This window comes from Brevibacillus nigriterrae (genome assembly GCF_049846925.1).
Taxonomy (GTDB): Bacteria; Bacillota; Bacilli; order Brevibacillales; family Brevibacillaceae; genus Brevibacillus_H.
Map to the genome: position 1 here is coordinate 1 of NZ_JBNCMT010000071.1, position 1,931 is coordinate 1,931.

A 1,931-nucleotide genomic window follows, 5' to 3' on the forward strand; every position below is an offset into this window, starting at 1 on the left:
GACAACTCCAAGATACAGGAAAGAGGTGCTCAGGTGGTCAACTTTTTTATGAGCGTTATACCACAAGGTGGTCAAGAATTAGATTAGCATTCACAAAAGAAGGACACAAAAAGAATAAAATAACTATTTCTTTTGGCTTTGAAATTAATACTACTTACGTACTTAATCATCTCAATAAATTCTTGTGTTAATAGAATAAATAATCTAATGAACTTAAAAATGTATGTAAACAACAATAGTGAAATTTTAAAAAAGCGAAAACCACCAATATAAAGCTTTCTAAGATAATTATCATTTGGATTCTTAATGTCTTCTTTAAGCGACATAAAGGAAAATTCATGTTCATAATGATCAAAACAAGTTACCCTTTTTGATAAACTAGATTTTTGAATTAATTCATTACTCAGTAAGAATCCAGACAACATTAATGAGCGGGCTTCAATTTCTGAAAAACAATCTAAGTCTGTTCTTATTTCAGATAATAAATGCTGCACTTCGTTATTAATGTTATTATTAATAGTGCTTTCCGTTTGTTCAAAATCAAATTTATAAAAACTTGGGAGAAATTGCTCTGTACTAGTTAAATTTAATCTAAGGTATACATGATAATAATTAGTTGTAGATATTTTCGATAAAGAGTTAAGATAGTTATTATTCATAAAAACATCTTGTGTTCTATTAATAACTTTGTGTAGTAGGCTAGAAGGATTACTATCATTCCAAAAGTATCCGGATCCATCACTAATCATATATTCAGTACAATTCTCTTCGATAAGAGATTCAATACCTAAGTTATCAAGAACCCCACCATCAACCAAGGAAATTGTTCTTGTTCCCGTGTTAATAGTAACTGGATTAAATAACCCCGGGACACAAGCAGATGCAGCAACCGCCTCACCAATGTTCGTGTCAATGATTAGCTCTTCATCTTTATCACTAATAATAAATTTCATTATCTTACCATCATTCAAACAAGATGCGTTAATAATCAATTTAGGTACTTTGTTATTACTTTTTGTAGGATTTATTTTTAAAGCACTTATATTTATATTTTTTTCAAGGAGTAATGGATAATAAAAATCTTCATTCAACCTTTTAGTAAGTTTTGATGAAAAGTTAAAATTTAAATCCCAGGAAAAGTAAATTTGCTTTCTTATATTTTTTTTAACACAATTATAAAACTCTTCCTCAATCTCTTTTACTAATAGAATGTAATCTTCGTCGGATAGGACATCTGACGAATCTTCTATTTTTTTTTTCAATTTTAGATAGTAAAACGCACCAATAATAGATCCACCTGACACTGTAGAAATAACATCAACATATTTTAGAATACCCTGCCTTGCCATTTGAGTTAATACTCCAATATGAAAAAACGATGCTCTAAATCCCCCACCGGATAAAGCTATTCCTATTAATTTATTATTCAATGTTTTCACTCCAAAAAGTAATTTTTCCTATTTTGAATGATTTCATAAATTTATCATTAATTATGGTAATGGTTCTTTATTTGATTAGTATATTGTAATTCATTTTATAGTTGATCTTACATTGATACAACTAGTTCTTATAATGATGATTATCGGAAGTAGAGATTGTAAAAAACAGTTCGAAGCTAATAAAAGTCCCACAATACAACAAATTGTATGTTGTGTCGCTAATTGTCTATTAATGCTCTTGCCGAGGAAATATACGTTGTTTTTTTATTTTTACTTTCAAACCTAAAATTTTTTACAAACAAAAAGCTCATGATACTATCTCGAAAGATAGATTCATGAGCTTTTGTTTGTTCTTTGAAAACTAGATACGCAAGTAATATAGCTAATGAAAATTACGTGGATAAGTCCTCGACCGATTAGTATTCGTCAGCTCCATGCGTTACCGCACTTCCACACCGAACCTATCAACCTTATCGTCTATAAGGGGTCTTA

Annotated in this window: 1 protein-coding gene and 1 rRNA gene; both read right to left on the bottom strand. The window is 29.5% G+C overall.

Translation table 11 applies throughout. From position 1 onward, the window contains the following. Window positions 1–83 precede the first annotated feature (83 nt). Window positions 84–1,430, bottom strand: a complete 1,347-nt coding sequence (locus ACPW7N_RS26455) for a patatin-like phospholipase family protein (protein WP_425654863.1) — start codon at window positions 1,428–1,430, stop codon at window positions 84–86. A gap of 405 nt (window positions 1,431–1,835) precedes the next feature. Then, a 23S ribosomal RNA gene (locus ACPW7N_RS26460) occupies window positions 1,836–1,931 on the bottom strand; the annotation flags it as partial.